Annotated in this window: 1 protein-coding gene; it reads right to left on the reverse strand. The window is 73.2% G+C overall.

What is annotated here, in order from left to right; all coding sequences use genetic code 11:
* Positions 1-4 precede the first annotated feature (4 nt).
* Complete coding sequence (locus ACLJRM_RS06375) at positions 5-21757, reverse strand: SDR family NAD(P)-dependent oxidoreductase (protein ID WP_410662554.1); 21753 nt, start codon at positions 21755-21757, stop codon at positions 5-7.
* Between the last annotated feature and the right edge of the window lie 12 nt (positions 21758-21769).

Genomic DNA, 21769 nt, shown 5'->3' on the forward strand with positions numbered 1-21769 from the left:
GGGGTCAGAGTTCGTTGTCCAGCAGGGCGAACATGTCGTCGATGGTGTCCACTTCCAGATCCGCGTCGCCGCCGGACGGCCGGACCCGGTCCTGCCACAGGGCGACCAGGTTCCGCAGCTTCGCCTCGACCTCGGCACCGTCCGCGGCCGCGATGTCCACTGTGGACAGCTCGGCGGCGAGCCGGTCGATGCCCGACGCCAGGCCGGTTTCCCCGGCCGGGGCCGCCGGTCCCGCAGCGTCCATCTCGGACTGCAGGAACTTGGCGAGATCGTCCGGGGTCGGGTAGTCGAAGATCAGCGTCGCGGGCAGGCGCAGCCCGGTGGCCGCGTCGAGCCCGTTGCGCAGCTCGACCGCGGTGAGCGAGTCGAAGCCCAGTTCGGTGAACGCCCGGCCCGGCTCGATCGAGTCCGCGCCGTCGTGCCCGAGGGCCGCCGCGGCCTGACCGCGCACCACCCCGAGCAGCACCAGTTCGGCGTCCGCCTGCGCAAGCCCCGCGAGCCGCCGCTTGAGCCCGTCGGCCTGCGCCGCCGCGTCCACCGTGGCGGCACGCCGCACCGAACCGCGGACGAGACCGCGCAGCAGCGGCGGCACCGGTCCGGTCATCGTGCGGAGCCCGGCGACGTCGAGCTTGACCGGCACCGAGACCGGCTCGGCCAGGCCGGTAGCCAGGTCGAACAGCTCCAGTCCTTCGACCGGGTCGAAACTGCCGACCCCGTCGCGGCCCATCCGGTCCGCGTCCGCCGAGTCGCCCATCCCGTCGGCCCAGAGGCCGAAGGCGAGCGACGTCGCGGGCAGGCCGAGACCGCGGCGGTGGTGCGCCAGCCCGTCGAGGAACGTGTTCGCCGCCGCGTAGTTCGCCTGTCCCGGCGCGCCGAGCACCCCGGCGGCCGAGGAGAACAGGACGAACATGGTCAGGTCGTGGCCGCGGGTCAGCTCGTGCAGGTTCCACGCCGCGTCCACCTTGGGCCGCAGCACCTTCTCGAGCCGCTCGGGGGTGAGCGCGGTCAGCAGCCCGTCGTCGAGGACGCCGGCCGCGTGCACCACACCGGCGAGTTCCGGTGTGCGGTCCAGGACCGCGGCGAGCGCGGCGCGGTCGGCGGCGTCGCACGCCTCGATCCGCACGGTGGCGCCCAGCGCGGTCAGGTCCGCCGTCAGTTCGGCCGCGCCGGGCGCGTCCGGACCGCGACGGCTGGTGAGCACCAGGCTGGTGACGCCGTGCTCGGTGACCAGATGCCTGGCCAGCACCGCGCCGAGGCCGCCGGTACCGCCGGTGACCAGCACCGTGCCGCCGATCGGGCGGCGCGGCACGGTCAGCACGACCTTGCCGACGTGCTTGGCCTGCGACAGGAAGCGCAGCGCCTCCGGTGCCCGGCGCAGATCCCAGGTGCGGACCGGCAGCGGGGTGAGCGCGCCCTGGTCGAACAAGACGATCAGCTCCTCCCATATCTGCGCGATCCGGCGGTTGCCCGCTTCGATCACGTCGAACGCCTGGTAAGTCACACCGGGATGGTGCCCCGCGGCGCCGCCGTCCGGACGGACGTCGGTCTTCCCCATTTCCACGAACCGCCCACCGCGCGGTAACAGGCGCATCGAGGCGTCGATGAAGTCGCCGGTCAGCGCGTTGAGGACGACGTCGACGCCGTTCCCTCCGGTGGTCTCGCGGAACCGGTCCTCGAAGTCGAGCGTCCGCGACGACGCGATGTGGTCGTCGTCCAGCCCGGCCGCGCGCAGGACGTCCCACTTGCCCTCGCTCGCGGTGCCGAACACCTCCGCGCCGACGTGCCGGGCGAGCTGTGTCGCGGCCATCCCGACGCCACCGGCCGCGGCGTGGATCAGCACCGACTCGCCCTTCTTCAGCGAACCGAGGTCGGTCAGCGCGTAGTAGGCGGTGAGGAACACCAGCGGCACCGACGCGGCCTCTTCGAACGTCCAGCCCTCCGGCATCTTGGCCAGCAGGGCCCGGTCGGCGAAGGTGAGCGGGCCGAACCCGCCGTGCACCAGGCCCATCACCCGGTCACCGACGGCGAGATCGTCCACTTCGGACCCGACGTCGGTGACGACACCGGCGGCCTCGTACCCGATCCGGCCCGCGTCACCCGGGTACATGCCGAGCACGTTGAGCACGTCGCGGAAGTTCGTCCCGGCCGCGCGGGTGGCGATCCGGACCTCACGCGGCAGCAACGGTTCGAGCACGTCCGGGTACGGCTCGAAGGAGAGCCTGTCGAGGGTTCCCTTGACCACGCTGTCGAGACGCCAGGCCGGTTCGTGCCACGGCGGCACGAGGTCCGGCGACGACGCCGCGGTCAGCAGCCGCGCGGCATGGACGACGCCGTCGCGCACGGCGAGCTGGGTTTCGTCGCCCAGCACGGCCAGCGCGGTGTCGACGTCGGCCTCGGCCGCGTCGAGCAGCACCAGACGACCGGGATGCTCGGACTGAGCACTGCGGACCAGGCCCCAGACCGCGGCCGAAGCCGGGTCGACACTGTCCGAAGTAGACACGGCGACACCGTTCTCGGTGCGCACCACGAGCGTGGTGTCCTTCTCCTCGGCCAGCCACTCCTGCAGTTTCGCCAGCGTGCTCAGCAGCAGCGCGTGCGTGGCCGCCGGGGTGTCCCCGGTCTCCGGTACCGCCGACAGGATTTCCCTCGGGGTCGCCGGGGACTCGTTCGTCACCTGCGCCCAGCCGAGCCGGAACAGAGCGTCCGAAGTGGACGGAGCGGCCGGGCCGAGGTCGGTGACCTCGCGCAGCAGCAGCGCTCCCACCGTCAGCACCGGTGCTCCGGCGCCGTCGGTGAGCTCCAGGCGGACCGAGTCGGTGCCGGTGGCGGAGACCCGGACGCGGGCGGCGGTGGCACCGACCGCGTGCAGGACGACGTCGCGCCAGAGGAACGGCAGCCGCGTGGTCGTGGTGTCCCCGGTGGGCAGCAGGCCGATCGCGTGCAGCGCGGCGTCGAGCAGTGCCGGGTGCAGGCCGAGCTTCCCGGCGTCGCCGTGGGCGGCGGCGGGCAGTTCGAGATCGGCGCAGACGTCGTCGCCCACCCGCCACGCGGCGGTGAGGCCCTGGAACACCGGCCCGTACTGCAGGCCCGCTTCGGCGAGCCCCGGGTAGAGCTCGGTGACGTCGAGGGCTTCGGCCCCGGCGGGCGGCCACGCGGCGTCCTTGGCCGCCGGGTGAGCGTCCCCGGGGGCGAGCAGGCCGGTCGCGTGCTCGGTCCACGGAGCCTCGCCGAGGCGGGAGTGGATCGACACCGGACGCCGTCCGTCGTCGTCCGGAGCACCGAGGACGACCTGCACGGCGAGTCCGCCGGTCTCCGGCAGCACCATCGGCGCGGCCAGGGTCAGTTCGGCGACGCGGGCGCAGCCGAGTTCGTCGCCCACCCGGACGGCGAGCTCGACCAGTGCCGCGCCGGGGACCAGCACGGTGCCGAGCACCGCGTGGTCGGCCAGCCACGGCTGCGCGGCGCGGGACAACCGGCCGTAGCCGACCAGCCCGTCCTCGCCCGCCGTCGGCACGGTCGCGCCGAGCAGCGGATGCCCGGCCGCGGCCAAGCCCAGCCCGGCGGCGTCGCCCGCGGTGGCGGGCGGGTCGAGCCAGAACCGCTCACGCTGGAACGCGTAGGTCGGCAGCGACACGGCGCGGGCGTCCGTGCCGTCGAAGAACGCCGTCCAGTCGACGTCGGTACCCGCCGCGATCAGTCGGCTGAAGGCGAGCGCGGCGGTCTGCCGCTCGTCACGGTCCTTGCGGAGCACCGGGACGAACACCGCGTCCGGGGCGCTGTCGGCTCCCATCGCGGAGAGCACGCCGTCCGGGCCCAACTCCGCGAACCGGGTGACGCCCGCTTCGGCGAGTGCGCGAACCCCGTCGGCGAACCGGACAGGCTCGCGGACATGCCGCACCCAGTAACCCGGGTCGGACAGTTCGTCGGCGACCCGGCCGGTCACGGTGGAGACGATCGGGATCCGTGGTTCGGCGTAGCTCAGGCTCTCCGCCACCGTGGCGAACTCCGCGAGCATCGGCTCCATCAGCGCCGAGTGGAACGCGTGCGAGACGACCAGAGCCTTGGTACGGCGTCCTTCCCCGGCGAACCGGGCGGCGACCTCGCGGACCGGACCGTCCACACCGGACAGCACGATCGCCTGCGGTCCGTTGACCGCGGCCAGGCAGACGTCGTCGGACAGGTGTTCGCGCACCTCGTCCTCGGTCGCCTGGACCGCGACCATCGCACCGCCTTCCGGCAGCGCCTCCATCAGCCGTCCTCGCGCCTCGACGAGTTTCGCCGCGTCCTCCAGGGAGAACACGCCCGCTACATGGGCGGCCGCGATCTCGCCGATCGAGTGACCGGCCAGGAAGTCGGGCCGGATCCCCCACGACTCCACGAGCCGGGACAACGCCACCTCGAGAGCGAAAATCGCGGGCTGCGCGGTGCCGGTGCGGTCGAGATCACCAGCGAGAGGCAGCAGCGCGGCGACCTCGTCGTAAGCCTCGGCGAACACCGGGAAAGCGGCGTAGAGCCCTTCGCCCATACCGAGCCGCTGGGAACCCTGGCCAGTGAACAGCAGGGCGAGCTTGCCTTCGGCCGAGCGGCCGGTGACGACCTGCGGGGTGGTCCGGCCGCCGGCCAGCGCGGCCAGACCGGTGCGCAGCGCGTCGGCGTCGCCGGTGAGCACCGCCCGACGTTCGAACGCGGTCCGGGTGGTCGCCAGTGCGTAGCCGATGTCCAGCGGGTCGGCGAATCCGACGGTGCCGAGCAGCCGCCCGGCCTGGGCCCGCAGCGCGTCTTCGGTGCGGGCGCTCAGCACCCACGGCAGAAGCGACGGCGGCGCCGGAATCCGGGCCGGTGCGGCGGGTTCCGGAACCTGCTCCAGAATGACGTGCGCGTTGGTCCCGCTGATGCCGAACGCCGACACCGCCGCGCGCCGCGGCCGTCCGGCCTCGGGCCACGGCCGGGCCTCGGTGAGCAGCCGGACCTCGCCCTCGTTCCAGTCGACGTGCGGTGACGGCTCGTCGACGTGCAGGGTCGCGGGCAGCACTCCGTGCCGCATCGCCTCGACCATCTTGATGATCCCGGCGAGCCCGGCGGCGGCCTGGGTGTGGCCGATGTTGGACTTCACCGAGCCGAGCCACAGCGGTTCCTCGCGGTCCTGGCCGTAGGTGGCCAGCAGCGCTTGCGCCTCGATCGGGTCACCCAGCGCCGTACCGGTGCCGTGTGCCTCGACGATGTCCACAGTGGACGATTCGACGCCCGCCGCGGCCAGCGCGCGGCGGATCACCCGCTGCTGCGAGGGACCGTTGGGCGCGGTCATGCCATTGGACGCGCCGTCCTGGTTCACCGCCGACCCCTTGACGACGGCCAGTATGCGACGTCCGTTGCGGCGCGCGTCGGAAAGCCTTTCCAGGAGCAGGAAACCCGCGCCCTCGGCCCAGGCGGTGCCGTCGGCCGCCGCCGCGAACGGCTTGCAGCGGCCGTCGGCGGCCAGGCCGCGCTGACGGGAGAACTCGATGAACGGGTTGGGGCTGGCCATCACGGTCGCGCCGCCGACCAGCGCCAGTCCGCACTCGCCCGAACGCAGCGCCTGCGCCGCCCAGTGCAGGGCGACCAGCGACGACGAGCACGCCGTGTCGACCGACACCGCCGGGCCTTCGAGCCCGAAGGTGTAAGCGACCCGGCCGGTCAGCACGCTGCTCGCGCTGCCGGTGCCGAGCAGGCCCTCCATCCCCTCCGGGGTGGCGGCCAGACGGGAGGCGTAGTCGTCGTACATGACACCGGCGAACACACCGGTGGCGCTGCCGCGCAGCGAGACCGGGTCGATCCCGGCGCGTTCGAACGCCTCCTGCGCGGTCTCCAGCAGCAACCGCTGCTGTGGGTCGACGGTGACCGCTTCCCGCGGCGAGATGCCGAAGAACTCCGCGTCGAAGTCGGCGGCGTCGTGCAGGAAACCGCCCTCGCGGGCGTAGCTGGTGCCGGGGTGGTCGGGGTCCGGGTGGTACAGCCCGTCGAGATCCCAGCCGCGGTCGGACGGGAACGGCGTGATCGCGTCGGTCCCCTCGGCGACCAGGCGCCACAGATCCTCCGGTGAGCTGACACCGCCCGGGAACCGGCAGCTCATCGCGACGATCGCGATGGGCTCGTCCGGTTCGGTCACGCGCACCGGTTCGATGTCCACACCTGCTTCGTCACCGGCCAGCTCGGACCGGACGTAGGTGGCGAGTGCCACCGGGGTCGGGTGGTCGAACACCAGCGTGGCGGGCAGCCGCAGCCCGGTCGCCTCGCCGAGCCGGTTCCGCAGTTCGACGGCGGTGAGTGAGTCGAAGCCCAGTTCCGTGAACGCGCGACCGGCCTCGACCGACGTCGCCGTGCCGTGTCCGAGCACGTCGGCGACGTGCCCCCGGACCAGATCGACCAGATGCGAGAGCTGGTCGGCGGGCGAAAGCCGGGTCAGCGTCGCGGTCAGCCCGGCGGCGGCCGCGGCGTTGGCCGCGCCCCGCCGCTTCGGCACCCGGACCAGGCCGCGCAGCGCGGGGGCGGGCTCGCTGGTGCGGGCCAGCGTGCGCAGCGTCGCCAGGTCCAGCTTCACCGGGACCGGAACCGGCGTCGAGGCGGCCAAGGCGGCGTCGAACAACGCCAGGCCCTCTTCGTCGGTCAGCGCGCCGAACCCGGCGCGAGCGAGACGGTCCACATCGGACTGTCCGCCCATGCCGTTGGCCCACAGGCCGTACGCCAGCGAACGGGCGGGCAGCCCCTCCGCGTGACGCCGGCGCGCGAGGTCGTCGAGCAGGGCGTTGGCCGCGGCGTAACTGGCCTGCCCCGGACCGCCGAGGATCCCGGACACCGAGGACACCAGGACGAACTGGGTCAGCGGCTTGCCGAGGGTGAGTTCGTGGAGCGCGAGCGCCGCGTCGGCCTTGGGCCGCAGCACGGTGTCGAAGCGCTCCGGGGTCAGTTCCGTGACGACGCCGTCGTCGAGCACGCCGGCGGCGTGCACGATCCCGGTGAGGTCTTCGATCCCGTCGAGCAGCGCGGCGAGCGCGTCGCGGTCGGTGACGTCGCAGGCGACGACCTCGGCGCCGAGCTCTTCCGCCAGCTCCGGGGCGCCGGGCGCGCCGAGGCCGCGGCGGCTGGTGAGGACCAGCCTGGTGACCTGCGGCGCGAGGTGCCGGGCGATCGCGGCCCCGACCCCGCCGGTGCCGCCGGTGACGAGAACCGTGCCCTCGCCCCAGATCGCGGCCTCTCCCGGCGTCGCCCGGGTCAGGCGCGGGACTTCCGCGACACCGTCGCGGATCCGGACCTGCGGTTCGCCGGTGGCCAGTGCGGTCGCCACGTCATCGACGTCGTCCCCTTCGAGGACGACGAACCGGTCCGGGTGTTCCGAGGCGGCGGTGCGGGCGAGACCGCGGACGGCGGCCCCCGCCGGGGTGTCGCCGGTGCGCACCACCAGACGTGTCCCGCCGTCGGCCAGGAACTCCTGGATCGCCGTGAGGGTCGCGGCCAGCGCGTCACGCGGCTCGCCGTCCGGCGCGGTGAAGACCTGGACGTCCTCGGCCGCTTCACCGTCGGCGGGTACCTCGACCCAGGTCAGCTCGTACAGCGAGTCGGTGCCGCGCGGCCTCGGGGCCTCCGCGGTCCGGACGTTCACCGTGCCGAGGGTGATCACCGGCGCGCCGGTGGTGTCGGTGGCCAGCAGGGAAACGGTGCCCGACCCGGTCGGCGTGACCCGGACGCGCAGCGCGGTGGCGCCGGTGGCGTGCAGGGTGACGTCGCCGAAGAGGAACGGCAGCCGGGTGCCCTCACCGGGGAGGAGACCCAGGGTGTGGAGCGCCGCGTCGAGCAGCGCCGGATGCAGCCCAAAGCCACCGACTTCGGTGCCCTCGGGCAGTTCCACCTCGGCGAACACGGTGTCCCCGTCGCGCCAGGCGGTGGTGAGCCCGCGGAACGGCGGGCCGTAGTCGAGACCCGCGGCCGCGAGGTCCGCGTAGAGCCCGTCGAGCGGGATGGGTTCCGCGGCGGGCGGCCATGCGGTCAGCCCGGACGGCACGGCGGCCGTTTCCGGGACGAGGATCCCGGCGGCGTGCTCGGTCCACTCCCCCTGCGGGGCACGCGAGTGCACGGAAACCGGTCGTCGCCCGCCCGTGCCCGCCGCTCCGACGAGCACCTGGACGTCGAGCGCGCCGTGCGGCGGCAGCACCAGCGGTGCGGCCAGGGTCAGTTCCTCCACGCCCGCGCAACCGGCTTCGTCACCGGCACGGACGGCGAGTTCGAGCAGTCCGGTGCCGGGGACGAGGACCTCGCCGAACGCGGCGTGCCCGGCCAGCCACGGATGCGTGGCGACCGAAAGCCGTCCGGTGAGGACCCAGCCGTCGCCGTCGGCGAACGGCACGGCGGCGCCCAGCAGCGGGTGCCCGGCGGGCTGGAGCCCCGCCGTGGTGACGTCGCCCGCGCCGGATCCGGCGGCGAGCCAGAAGCGGCGGCGGTCGAACACCGTCGTCGGCAGGTCGACGACGCGGGCGCCCGTCGGGCGGAACACCGCGGCCCAGTCGACTCCGGCACCGCGGGTGTACGCGGCGGCCAGCGTGGTGAGCGCGGTTTCCGCCTCGTCACGGTCGGCGCGCAGGAACGACGCCGCGAAGGTGTCCGGGCCGTCGTCGGCGAGGGCGGTCAGGACGGCGGCCGGGCCCAGCTCAACGAACCGGGTCACGCCTGCCTCGCGCAGCCACGCCAGTCCGTCGGCGAACCGGACGGTGGCGCGGACGTGCTCCACCCAGTACTCCGGCTCGGCGACCCTGCCGGTCCTCTCGCCGTCCACTGTGGACACGAACGGGATCACCGGGGCCGAGAACTCCAGTCCCCGCACCACGGCGGCGAACTCGTCGAGCATCGGCTCCATCAGGGCCGAGTGGAAAGCGTGCGACACCTCCAGCCGCTTGGTGCGGCGGCCGAGCTTTTCGAACTTCTTGGCCAGCTTCAGCGTCGGCGAGGCGGCACCCGAAAGCACGACCGCGTCCGGGCCGTTGACGGCGGCCAGCGACACCTTGGCCGTCAGGTGCTCGCGCACCTCCTCCTCGCTCGCCTGGACCGCGACCATCGCGCCGCCCTCGGGCAGCGCCTCCATCAACCGGCCACGCGCTTCGACGAGCTTGGCCGCGTCCTCCAGGGAAAGCACACCCGCCACGTGAGCGGCCGCGATCTCGCCGATCGAATGACCGGCCACGAAGTCGGGGACGACGCCCCAGGATTCGGCGAGCCGGTACAGCGCGACTTCCAGCGCGAAGATCGCCGGCTGCGCGGTGCCGGTGCGGTTCAAGTCGCCTCCGGCCGGGAGCAGCGCGGTGACCTCGTCGTAGGCGGCGGCGAACACCGGGAACGCGGCGTAGAGCCCTTCGCCCATGCCGAGCCGCTGCGATCCCTGTCCGGTGAACAGGAACGCCGTCCGGCCGGACAGGACGCGGCCGGTGACGACCGACGGGGTGGCCGTGCCCTCGGCGAGGGATTCCAGTCCCGTGCGGAGATCCGCGTCCGTGGCGCCGAGCACGACGGCACGCCGTTCGTGCGCGGTGCGCGTCGTCGCGAGTGCGAAGCCGACGTCGACCGGCTCGCCGTCACGGCCGAGCAAGCGTCCGGCCTGCTCCCGCAGGGTGTCTTCGGCGCGGCCGGAGAGCACCCACGGCACGAGAGCCGGAGCGACGACCTCGCGCGGGGCCGGGGTTTCGGCCGGTGGCTGTTCGAGGATGACGTGCGCGTTGGTCCCGCTGATCCCGAACGACGACACGGCGGATCGCCGCGGCCGCCCGGTTTCCGGCCAGTCCCGGCCCTCGGCGAGCAGTTCGACGTCACCGGCTTCCCAGTCGACGTGCGGGGTCACCTCGCCGAGGTGCAGCGTCTTCGGCAGGACACCGTGGCGCATCGCCTGGACCATCTTGATGATCCCGGCGACCCCCGCGGCGGCCTGGGTGTGACCGAAGTTGGACTTCACGGAGCCGAGGTACAGCGGTTCGCCGTCGCGCTCGCGGCCGTAGGTGGCCAGGAGCGCCTGCGCCTCGATCGGGTCACCCAGCGTCGTACCGGTGCCGTGTGCCTCGACAGCGTCCACAGTGGACGACGGGACACCGGCCGCGGCCAGCGCTTGGCGGATCACCCGCTGCTGTGAGGGACCGTTGGGCGCGGTGAGGCCGTTGGACGCGCCGTCGGAGTTGACCGCCGAGCCCTTGACCACCGCCAGCACGCGGTGCCCGTTGCGGCGCGCGTCGGAAAGCCTTTCCAGCACGAGCATTCCCGCGCCTTCTGCCCAGCCGGTTCCGTCGGCGTCGGACGAGAAGGACTTGCAGCGGCCGTCGGCGGCGAGGCCGCGCTGACGGGAGAAGCCGATGAACGTCTCCGGCGTCGCCATCACCGTGACCCCACCGGCCAGCGCCAGCGAGCACTCCCCCGAACGCAACGCCTGCGTCGCCCAGTGCAGGGCGACCAGCGACGAGGAGCAGGCCGTGTCGACCGACACCGCGGGCCCCTCCAGGCCGAGGGTGTAGGCCACGCGGCCGGACAGCACGCTGCCCGAGGTACCGGTGCCGAGGAATCCTTCGACGTCGTCGGGGACGTCGTTGCCGAGCCGGGTGCCGTAGTCGTGGTACATGACCCCGGCGAACACGCCGGTCGGGCTGCCCTTGAGCGACGTCGGATCGGTGCCGGAGCGTTCCAGCGCCTCCCAGGCGACTTCGAGCAGCAACCGCTGCTGCGGGTCCATCGCGAGCGCTTCCCGGGGCGAGATCCCGAAGAACTCCGGGTCGAAGTCGCCCGCGTCGTGCAGGAATCCGCCTTCGCGGGTGTAGGTCTTGCCCGGCCGGTCGGGGTCGGGGTCGTAGATGCCGTCGACGTCCCAGCCGCGGTCCTCGGGGAAGCGGGTCACCCCGTCCTTGCCGCCGGAAACGAGGTCCCACAGCTCTTCCGGCGACGTCACACCGCCCGGGTAGCGGCAGGCCATGCCGACGATGACGATCGGGTCGCCGTCGGCGCGGGCCGCGGTGAAGACCGGGGTCGCGTCGGCGGGTTCGTCGAGCAGTTCGGCGAGCAGGAATTCGGCCAGCGCCAGCGGGGTCGGGTGGTCGAAGGTCAGCGTCGCGGGCAGGCGCAGCCCGGTGACCGTGCCGAGGCGGTTGCGGAACTCGACCGCGGTGAGCGAGTCGAACCCGAGGTCACCGAAGGCGCGATCGGCCTCGACGGCGTCGGGGCTGGTGTGGCTGAGGACGTGCGCGGCCTCGGTGCGGACCAGTTCGGTCAGCAGCCGCACGCGTTCGCCGGCGGGCACTCCCGCGAGCCGCTGGCGCAGCCCGGCCGCTTCCGCTTCCTCCGCCGCACGACGGCGCCGTGGCCGGACCAGGCTCCGCAACACGTGCGGGACCTCGGCTTCGGCACGCAGCGCGGCCAGGTCGAGCTTGGTCGCGACGGGACGCGGGTCGTCGCCGAAGGCCAGCAGGTCGAACAGTTCCAGCCCGGCTTCGACGGGCAAGGCCGCTCCACCGCGACCTTCACCCATGCCGGTTTCCCAGAGGCCGAAGGCGATCGAGGTGCCGGGGAGGCCCTGGGCGCGCCGGTGGGCGGCGAGCCCGTCGAGGTAGCCGTTGGCCGCGGCGTAGTTCGCCTGGCCGGGTGCGCCGAGGGCGCCGGCGATCGAGGAGAACGTGACGAACAGCTTGAGGTCGCTGGTCAGTTCGTGCAGATGCCGTGCGGCCTCGGACTTGGGGCCCGCGACGGCGGCGAGCCGTTCGGGTGTCATCGCGGCGAGGACGCCGTCGTCGAGGACGCCCGCGGCGTGCACCACGCCGCTCAGCGGCTCCTCCGCGAGCGCGAGCACGGACTCGAGCTGGGAACGGTCGGCGACGTTGCAAGCGGCGATCGTCACCTCGGCGCCGAGCGCGACCAGATCCTCCCGCAGGGCTTCGGCGCCGGGGGCGTCCGCTCCCCGGCGTCCGACGAGCAGCAGGTGCCGGACGCCGTGGCGCTCGACGAGCCGCCGGGCGACGTGCGCACCGAGTCCGCCGGTACCGCCGGTGACCAGCACGGTGCCGTCGAGGGTCCAGTCCGGGTCGGCGGTGGCGCGGGACCGCGTCAACCGCGGGACGCGGAGGCCCTCTTCGGTGAAGGCGACCTCGGGTTCACTGGTCGCGGCCGCGATCCGGACGTCGCCGGTGCCGTGGACCAGGACGAACTTGTCCGGGTACTCGGCCTGCGCGCTGCGCACGAGTCCGGCGACGGCGGCGTGCTCCGGGCTGTCACCGGTGAGGTGCACGACGAGCCGGTCTTCGGCCGTCTGCAGCGCCTCGAGTGCGGCCTCGACCGACGTGGCTTCGTGCACGGCGATGTCTTCGCTCTCCGAAGGCGTCGCGACGGGGATCCAGTCGATGCCGAACAGCGCGTCGGTGGTGGCGCTGGGCAGCGGCCTGTCGCCCACCGGGCGCAGGCTCAGCGAGCCGGCCGAGAGCACCGGAGCACCGGTGCCGTCGGTGACACGCAAGGAAACGGCGTCCTGACCGGCCGGGGTGAGCCGGGCCCGCACCGTGGTCGCACCGGTGGCGTGCAACGCCAATCCGGTCCACGAGAACGGCAGCCGGGCCGGGCCGCCGGTCAAGCCGACGGCGTGCAGGACCGCGTCGAGCAGGGCCGGGTGCAGTCCGAACCCGCGGACGTCGGTGCCCTCGGGCAGCGCGACTTCCGCGAAGATCTCGTCACCCTGGCGCCAGGCCGCGCGCAGACCGCGGAACGGGTCCGCGTAGGTGAGTCCGGCTTCGTCGAGTGTCGCGTAGAAGCCTTCCAGGTCAACGGATTCGGCACCGGCCGGTGGCCATTCCGGTTCGGCCGCGGGTTCGGTGTCCGTCGCGATCAGCGAGCCGGTGGCGTGCAACGTCCATTCGCCGTCCTGAGGACGCGAGTGCACCGCCAGCGTGCGGCGGCCGTCACCGTCCGAAAGGGACACTCGCAGCTGGACCGGGGCCGCGGTGAGCACCAGCGGCGCCTGCAGCGTCAGTTCTTCGACGGTGCCGCAGCCGACCTCATCGCCCGCCCGGACGGCGAGTTCGGCGAACGCGGTACCCGGCAGCAAGACGGCGTCGCGGACGCGGTGCCCGGCCAGCCACGGCTGCTCGTCGAGCGAAAGCCGTCCGGTGAGCACCAGCCCGCCGCGTTCGGGCAGCGCGACGGCGGCGCCCAGCAGCGGGTGGTCGAGCGCGCCGAGACCCAGCGCGGTGGCGTCGCCGGAGCCCGGCGGCGCCAGCAGCCAGAAGCGGCGGCGCTGGAACGGATAGGTGGGCAGGTTCGCGGGTCGCGCGCCACTGCCGTCGAAGAAGCGGTCCCAGTCGACGGGGGCGCCCGCCGCGTGCACCGTGCCCAGCGCGGTCATCGCGGACCGGGCCTCGTCGGAATCCTTGCGCAGGGCGGAGACGAAGACGCCTTCGTTGCCCATCGCGGAGAGCACGGCGTCGGGGCCGAGTTCGAGGAACGCCGTGACACCTTCGGCGGTCAGCGCTGCGAGGCCGTCGGCGAACCGCACGGTTTCACGGACGTGGCGCACCCAGTAACCCGGGTCGGTCAGATCGGCCGATTCGCTCACCGTGGACACGATCGGGATCCGCGGCTCGGCGTACTCCAGCGACTCCGCGACCTCGGCGAACTCCGCCAGCATCGGCTCCATCAGCGCCGAATGGAACGCGTGCGACACCACGAGATGCTTGGTGCGACGCCCTTCCTGGGCGAACCTGGCGGCGACCGCGCGGACCGGACCGTCCACACCGGACAGTACGACCGCGTCGGGCCCGTTGACAGCGGCGAGGCTGACCTCGTCGGTCAGGAACTCGCGCACCTCGTCTTCGGACGCCTGCACCGCGACCATCGCGCCGCCTTCGGGCAGCGCCTCCATCAACCGGCCGCGTGCCTCGACGAGTTTCGCGGCGTCCTCCAGGGAGAACACGCCGGCGACGTGTGCCGCCGCGATCTCACCGATCGAGTGCCCGGCCAGGAAGTCCGGGGTCACACCCCAGGACTCGTAGAGCCGGAACAGCGCCACCTCCAGGGCGAAGATCGCGGGCTGCGCGGTACCGGTGCGGTCGAGGTCGCCGTCGAGGGGCAGCAGCGCGGCGACCTCGTCGTACGCCGCCGCGAAGGCGGGGAAAGTCTCGTAAAGGCCCTGGCCCATGCCGATTCGCTGGGAACCCTGCCCGGTGAACAGGAACGCGAGCCGTCCGGTGACCGCGCGGCCGGAGACGACGTTGACCGCCCGGCCGGTGTCGGCGAACGCGGCCAGCCCGGCCCGCAGGACGGACGGATCGGTGCCGACGACGACCGCGCGCCGCTCGTGCGCGGTGCGGGCGGTCGCCAGCGACCAGGCGACGTCGAGCGGGTCGGCCGTCAGGTCGGCGAGCCGCGCGGCCTGTGCCCGCAGGGCCTCCTCGGACCGGCCGGACAGCACCCAGGGCAGCATCGCGGGCCGGGCAGTCGATTCCTCGGTCTCCGGCGCGGGAACGTGTTCGAGCACGACGTGCGCGTTGGTCCCGCTGAACCCGAACGAGGACACGCCCGCCCGGCGCGGACGGCCGGTCTCCGGCCAGCCCGCGGCCTCGGTGGCCACGCGGATCGCGCCGGCCTCCCAGTCGACCTGGGCCGAGGGCGCGTCGACGTGCAGCGTCGCGGGGACGACGCCGTGCCGCATCGCCTCGATCATCTTGATCACCCCGGCCACCCCGGCGGCGGCCTGGGTGTGCCCGAAGTTCGACTTCACCGAGCCGAGCAGCAACGGCTCTTCGCGGTCCTGGCCGTAGGTGGCCAGCAGCGCCTGTGCCTCGATCGGGTCGCCCAGCCTGGTGCCGGTGCCGTGTGCCTCGACGACGTCGATGTCCGAAGTGGACAGTCCGGCGTTGGCGAGCGCCTGCCGGATCACGCGTTGCTGCGACGGCCCGTTCGGGGCGGTCAGTCCGCTGGACGCGCCGTCCTGGTTGATCGCGGAACCCTTGAGCAGGGCGAGGACCGGGTGACCGTTGCGGCGCGCGTCGGACAGTTTCTCCAGCAGGACGAACCCGGCGCCCTCACCCCAGCTGACGCCGTCGGCGCCGTTGGCGAAGGCCTTGCAGCGGCCGTCGATCGCCATCGCGTTCTGCTTGCTGAAGTCGACGAACGGGTCGGGGTTGGCCATCACGGTGACGCCGCCCGCCAGTGCGAGGGAGCATTCCCCCGAACGCAGGGCTTGGCTCGCCAGATGCATCGCGACCAGCGAGGACGAGCACGCCGTGTCCACCGACACGGCCGGTCCCTCGAACCCGAAGGTGTAGGAGACACGGCCGGACATCATCGCGCCGGACGTGCCGGTGCCGAGGAAACCTTCGACCTCCTCCGGGATCTTCGTCAGCCTGGACGCGTACTCGTGGTAGATCGCGCCGGTGAAGACACCGGTGTCGCTGCCGCGCAAGGTGCCGGGCGGGATGCCCGCGCGTTCGAAGGCCTCCCACGCGATCTCCAGCAGCAACCGCTGCTGCGGGTCCATGGCGAGGGCTTCGCGGGGCGAGATGCCGAAGAACTCCGGGTCGAAGTCCCCCGCGTCGGGCAGGAAGCCGCCGGTGCGGGTGTTCGACACACCCTGTTTGCCCGGGGTCGTGTCGAACAGCGCGGCCAGGTCCCAGCCGCGGTCGGTGGGGAACTCCGTCAGGCCTTCGCGGCCTTCGGAAACCAGGCGCCACAGGTCTTCCGGCGTGTTGACGTCGCCGGGGAACCGGCAGCTGGTCGCGACGATCGCGATCGGCTCACCGGCGTCGACGACCCGGGCACGGACACGAGGTCCGGCGGTGAGGTCGCCGAGCAGTTCCGAGCGCACGTAACCGGCGAGGGCGACCGGGGTCGGGTGGTCGAAGATCACCGTCGACGGCAACCGCAGCCCGGTCACGGAACCGAGGCGGTTGCGCAGTTCGACCGCGGTCAGGGAGTCGAAACCGAGGTCCATGAAGCCGCGGCCGGGTTCGACCGTGGCCGCGTTGACGTGCCCGAGCACCAGGGCGACCTGCGTGCGGACGAGGTCCAGCAGCTCACGGTCCTGATCGGCTTCGGTCAGCCCGGCGAGCCGCCTGGCCAGCGAGGAGTCCTGGCCGCCGCCCGATTTCGCGGTCCGGCGGCCGGGTTTGACCAGCGTGCCGAGCAGTGGGGGGAGCGGTCCGGACGCGGCGAGTACCGGCAGGTCCAGCTGTACGGGGATGGCGAGCGGCGCTCCGGCGGCGATGGCCGCGTCGAACAGCGCGAGACCGTCCTCGACGGCGAGCGCGGGAGTGCCACCGGCGCGCAGCCGCGCCAGGTGGGCTTCGCCGAGCGTCTCCGCCATGCCCGCGGCCCACGGGCCCCAGGCCAGCGATTGCCCGGCGAGACCGAGCGAACGGCGGTGGGCGGCGAGACCGTCGAGGTAGCCGTTGGCCGCCGCGTAGTTGCCCTGCCCCGGGGCGCCGAGCACCCCGGCGGCCGAGGAGAACGTGACGAACAGGTCCGGGTCGCCGGACAGTTCGTGCAGATGCCGGGCCGCGTCGGCCTTCGGGCCGAGCACGAAGTCGAGCCGTTCGCGGGTGAGCGCGTCGATGGTGCCGTCGTCCAGCACGCCGGCGGCGTGCACGACACCGGTCAGGTCGACGCCGTTCAGCAGCGCCGCCACGGCGTCACGATCGGAGACATCGCAAGCGACGACCCGGACTTCGGCGTCGAGCTCTTCCACCAGCTCCGCCGCTCCGGGCGCGTCGAGGCCCCGGCGGCTGGTGAGCAGGAGCTTCCGGACTCCGTGCTTGGTCACCAGATGGCGGGCGACCAGGGCACCGAGACCGCCCGTGCCGCCGGTGATCAGCACCGTCCGGTCCGGGTCGAGTGCCCTCGGCATGGTGAGCGCGACCTTGCCGATGTGCTTGGCCTGGCTGAGGAACCGGAACGCTTCCCTGGCCTCGCGGACGTCCCAGGTCCGGGTCGGCAAGGGGGCGAGCGCACCTGAGGCGAAGAGGTCGGTCAGCGCGTCCCACAACTGAGCCGTCCGCTCCGGCCCGGCGTCGATCAGGTCGAAGGCGCGGTAGTGGACGCCTTCGGGCTCGCGGATGTCGGTCTTGCCCATCTCCAGGAAACGGCCGCCCGGCGTCATCGTCCGGATCGAGGCGTCGATGAAGTCCCCGGCGAGGGCGTTCAGGACGACGTCGATACCGCTGAACCGCTCCTCGAACTCCAGCGTGCGGCTCGAGGCGATGTGCGCGTCGTCGAGTCCGGCGTCGCGCAGCACGTACTGCTTGCTTTCGCTCGCGGTGCCGTACACCTCGGCGCCCAGATGGCGCGCGAGCTGTGTGGCGGCCATGCCCACTCCGCCGGCGGCGGCGTGGATCAGGATCGACTCGCCCGCCTTGAGCCCGGCCAGGTCGACCAGCGCGTAATAGGCGGTCAGGAACACCAGCGGCGTCGAGGCCGCCTGTTCGTACGTCCAGTCCGCGGGCTTGCGGGTGATCATCGGCCGTTCGGCGATCGCGATCGGCCCGGCGCCACCGGAGACGAGGCCCATCACCTGGTCGCCGGGGCTCAGGTCGGTGACGTCGGCGCCGACTACGAGGACGGTCCCGGCGAACTCGCTGCCGAGCAGTCCGGCCTCGCCGGGGTACATGCCGAGCGCGTTGAGGACGTCGCGGAAGTTGAGCCCGGCGGCGCGGACGGAAACCCGGACACCCAGCGGGCCGAGCGGCTCGTCGGGCAGCGGTTCCAGGGTCAGGTGGTCGAAGGTGCCCTTGCCGGACAGGCCGAGCCGCCAGTTGCCCGGCGGCGGGAGCAGGCGTCCGGTGGATTCGGGCGTGACCAGGCGCGGGACGCGCAGTTCGCCCTCACGGACGGCGATCTGCGGTTCCCCGGCGGCCAGCACCGCGTCGGTGAGCTCCTCGGCGTCGGCGAGCAGGAACCGGTCCGGGTGCTCGGACTGCGCGCTGCGCACCAGCCCCCACACCGCGGCCGCGACTGGGTCCGCATCGGACTGTCCGGTGTGGACGAGCAGTTTCGCTTCGGCGAAGCGGGCTTCGGCGAGGAAGGTCCGGAGCACGTCGAGGGTCGCGCCGGTGACGGCGTGGACGTCGTCGCCTTCCGCGCGGTACACGACGACCTCGGGGGCCTCATCGGTGACGTCGGCGAACCGCGCCCAGCGCGGGGCTTCGCCGTCCGGTGTGGCGATCGGCCGCCAAGCCAGTTCGTACAGTCCCTCGCGAGTGGTCGCGGGACGCAGCTGTCCGGCCGAAACCGGGCGGACGACCAGGGAGCCGACGGTGGCGACCGGCGCACCGGTCCCGTCGGCCACGCGCAGGGTGACCGCGTCGGTGCCGGCCGGGGTGAGCCGGACGCGCAGTTCGGCCGCGCCGGAGGCGTGCAGCACGACGTCGCTCCAGGCGAAGGGCAGCCGGGCGGGGCCGTCACCGTCGGCGGCGAGCGCGTGCAGCGCCGCGTCGAGCAGCGCCGGGTGCAGGCCGAATCGAGCCGCCTGGTCGCGGGCGTCGTCGGGCAGGGAGACCTCGGCGTACGTGTGCTCGCCGTCGCGCCACAAGGTCCGCAGGCCCTGGAAGATCTCGCCGTACTCCAAGCCGAGCGCGGCCAGTTCCGGGTAGCGGCCTTCGAGAGAGACGGCCTCGGCGCCGGGCGGCGGCCACTCCGCCAGGTCCCAGTCGGGCGTGGACGAAGCCGGGGCGAGCGCGCCGGTGGCGTGCAGCGTCCACTCCCCCGCGCCATGGGGACGCGAGTGCACGGTGAGCGGGCGGTGGCCGGTTTCCTCCGGCGTCCCGGCCCACAGCTGGACCTGGACCGCGCCACTCTCCGGGAGCACCAGCGGCGTCTGCAGCGTCAGCTCTTCCAGCACCGCGAGGCCGGTCTCGTCGGCGGCTCGCACCGCAAGTTCGACCAGCGCGGTACCGGGCACGACGACCTGCCCGTGCACCACGTGCTCGGCCAGCCACGGATGCGTCCGCAGCGAAAGGCTTCCGGTGAACAGGAATCCGCCCGCGTCGGCGACCGAAACGGCGGCACCGAGCAGGGGATGGTCGAGCGAGCCGAGACCGAGACCCGCCGCGTCACCGGCGGCGTGCGTCGCGGGGAGCCAGTAGAACTCGCGCTGGAACGGGTACGTGGGCAGTTCGACCGGACGCGCGCCGTCGAACGCGGCGGCCCAGCCGACCTTGCCGCCGTCGGTGTACACGGCGGCCAGCGCGGCGACGAAGGTCTCGGGTTCGGGCCGGTCGCGGCGCAGGGCCGGGACGAACAGGCCGTCCGCGCTTTCCTGACCCGCCGCGGAAAGGACGCCGTCCGGACCGAGTTCGAGGAAGCGGGTGACGCCCGCCTCGGCCAGCGCGCCGACACCGTCCGCGAACCGCACGGCCTCGCGCACGTGCCGGACCCAGTAGGCCGGGTCGAGGATCTCGGCGGTCTCGGCGATGCGGCCGGTGACGTTCGAAACCAAGGCGATCTTCGGCGTCTGGTAGGTGACGCGGCGGGCGACGGCGGCGAACTCGTCGAGCATGCCGTCCATCAGCGCCGAGTGGAACGCGTGGGAGACAGCGAGGTTCTTGGTCCGGCGGCCCTGCTCGGTGAACACGGCGGCGACGGTCCGCACGGCGTCCTCGGTACCGGAGACGACGATCGCGCGCGGTCCGTTGACGGCCGCGATGTCCGCCCCTGTCACCAGGGCGGCGCGAACCTCGTCTTCGGTCGCTTCGATGGCGCACATCGCGCCCCCGCGCGGCAAAGCGCTCATCAGGCGGCCGCGTGCCGTGACCAGTTCGGCGGCGTCGTCCAGTGACCAGATGCCGGCGACGTGTGCCGCGGCGAGTTCACCGACGGAATGACCGATCAGGAAATCCGGGACGACACCCCAGGATTCGACCAGGCGGTAGAGCGAGACCTCCAGCGCGAACAGCGCGGGCTGGGCGTTCCCGGTGTCGTTCAGGGCTTCGGCGTCCTCGCCGAAAACGATCTCGCGCACGCCGGGCAGCAGCTCGCAGACCTCGTCGAACGCGGCGGCGAAGGCCGGATACGCCTCGTAGAGCTCGCGGCCCATGCCGAGTCGCTGCGAGCCCTGGCCGGTGAAGCACACCGCGAGGGCACCGTCGGTCGCTTCGCCGACGTTCGAATCCCCCTCCGCGACCGCCGTCAGCCCGGCGCGCAGGGTGACCTCGTCGCGGCCGGTGACGACGGCACGGTGCTCGAAGGCGGACCGGGTCGCGGCCAGCGACCAGCCGATGTCGGCCGGGTCGCCCTCGACGTCCAGCAGCGCGCGAGCCTGGGCGCGCAACGCCGCCGGGGTACGGCCGGACAGCACCCACGGGATCACCGGCGGCGTGACGGCGTCCACTGTGGACGGCTCGACGGCGGGCGCCTGCTCAAGCAGCACATGGGAGTTGGTCCCGCTGATGCCGAACGACGAGACGCCCGCCCGGCGGGTCTCCCCCTCCGGCCAAGGGCGCGCCGACGCCAGCAGTTCGATCGTTCCCGGCGACCAGTCGACCTGCGGGCTCGGCGCGTCGATGTGCAGGCTCGCGGGCAGGATTCCGTTGCGCAGGGCCAAGACCATCTTGATGATCCCGGCGACCCCGGCCGCGGCCTGGGTGTGGCCGATGTTCGTCTTCACCGAACCGAGCAGCAACGGCCCCCGCTCGCCGCGGTCGCGACCGTAGGTGGCCTGCAGGGCTTGGACCTCGATCGGGTCGCCCAGCGTCGTCCCGGTGCCGTGCGCCTCGACGACGTCGACGTCCTTCGTGGACAGACGAGCGTCGGCGAGCGCCTGGCGGATGACGCGCTGCTGCGAAGGACCGTTGGGGGCGGTGAGGCCGTTGGACGCGCCGTCCTGGTTGACCGCGGAGCCGCGCACGACGGCCAAAACGGGGTGGCCGTTGCGCTGGGCGTCGGACAGCCGCTCCAGCACGATCATGCCGGCGCCCTCGCCCCACGCGGTGCCGTCGGCCCCGGCGGCGAACGCCTTGACCAGGCCGTCGCGGGCGAGACCGCGCTGGCGGGAGAACTCGATGAACGCGTCCGGGCTCGCCATCACGGTGGCGCCGCCCGAAAGCGCGAGGTCGCACTCCCCCGCCCGCAAGGCGCGGACGGCGAGGTGGAGCGTGACCAGGGACGCCGAGCACGCCGTGTCGACGGTGACCGACGGGCCTTCCAGCCCGAGGACGTAGGAGATCCGTCCGGAGAGGACACTGCCGGAGATCCCGGTGCCGAGGTAGCCCTCGACCCCTTCGACGCCCTTGGGCAGGTCGCGGCCGTAGTCCTGGCCGTTGGTGCCGACGAAGACCCCGGCGCGGCTGCCGGACAGCGACGCGGGGTCGATCCCGCCGCGCTCCAGCGCCTCCCACGACGTCTCCAGCAGCAGCCGTTGCTGCGGGTCCATCGAGACGGCCTCGCGCGGCGAGATGCCGAAGAACTCGGGGTCGAATTCCCCGGCGCCGTCGACGAAACCGCCTCGGTCGACGTAGCTGGTGCCGAGGTGGTCCGGATCCGGGTCGACGAGCGCGCCGACGTCCCAGCCGCGGTCGTCGGGGAACCCGGTGATCCCGTGGTCCCCGGCGGTCAGCAGTTCCCAGAACCGCTCCGGCGACCGGACGCCGCCCGGGAAGCGGCAGCCCATGCCGACGATGGCGATCGGTTCGGCGGCGCGGTCTTCCAGCGCGGCGAGCCTGCCGCGCGTGCGCTGCAGTTCGCCGGTGACTCGCGTCAGGTAGTCGCGAAGCTTGTCGTTCTCACCCACGGTGTCCCCACT

It is taken from the genome of Amycolatopsis sp. lyj-84 (genome assembly GCF_046549075.1).
Taxonomy (GTDB): domain Bacteria; phylum Actinomycetota; class Actinomycetes; order Mycobacteriales; family Pseudonocardiaceae; genus Amycolatopsis.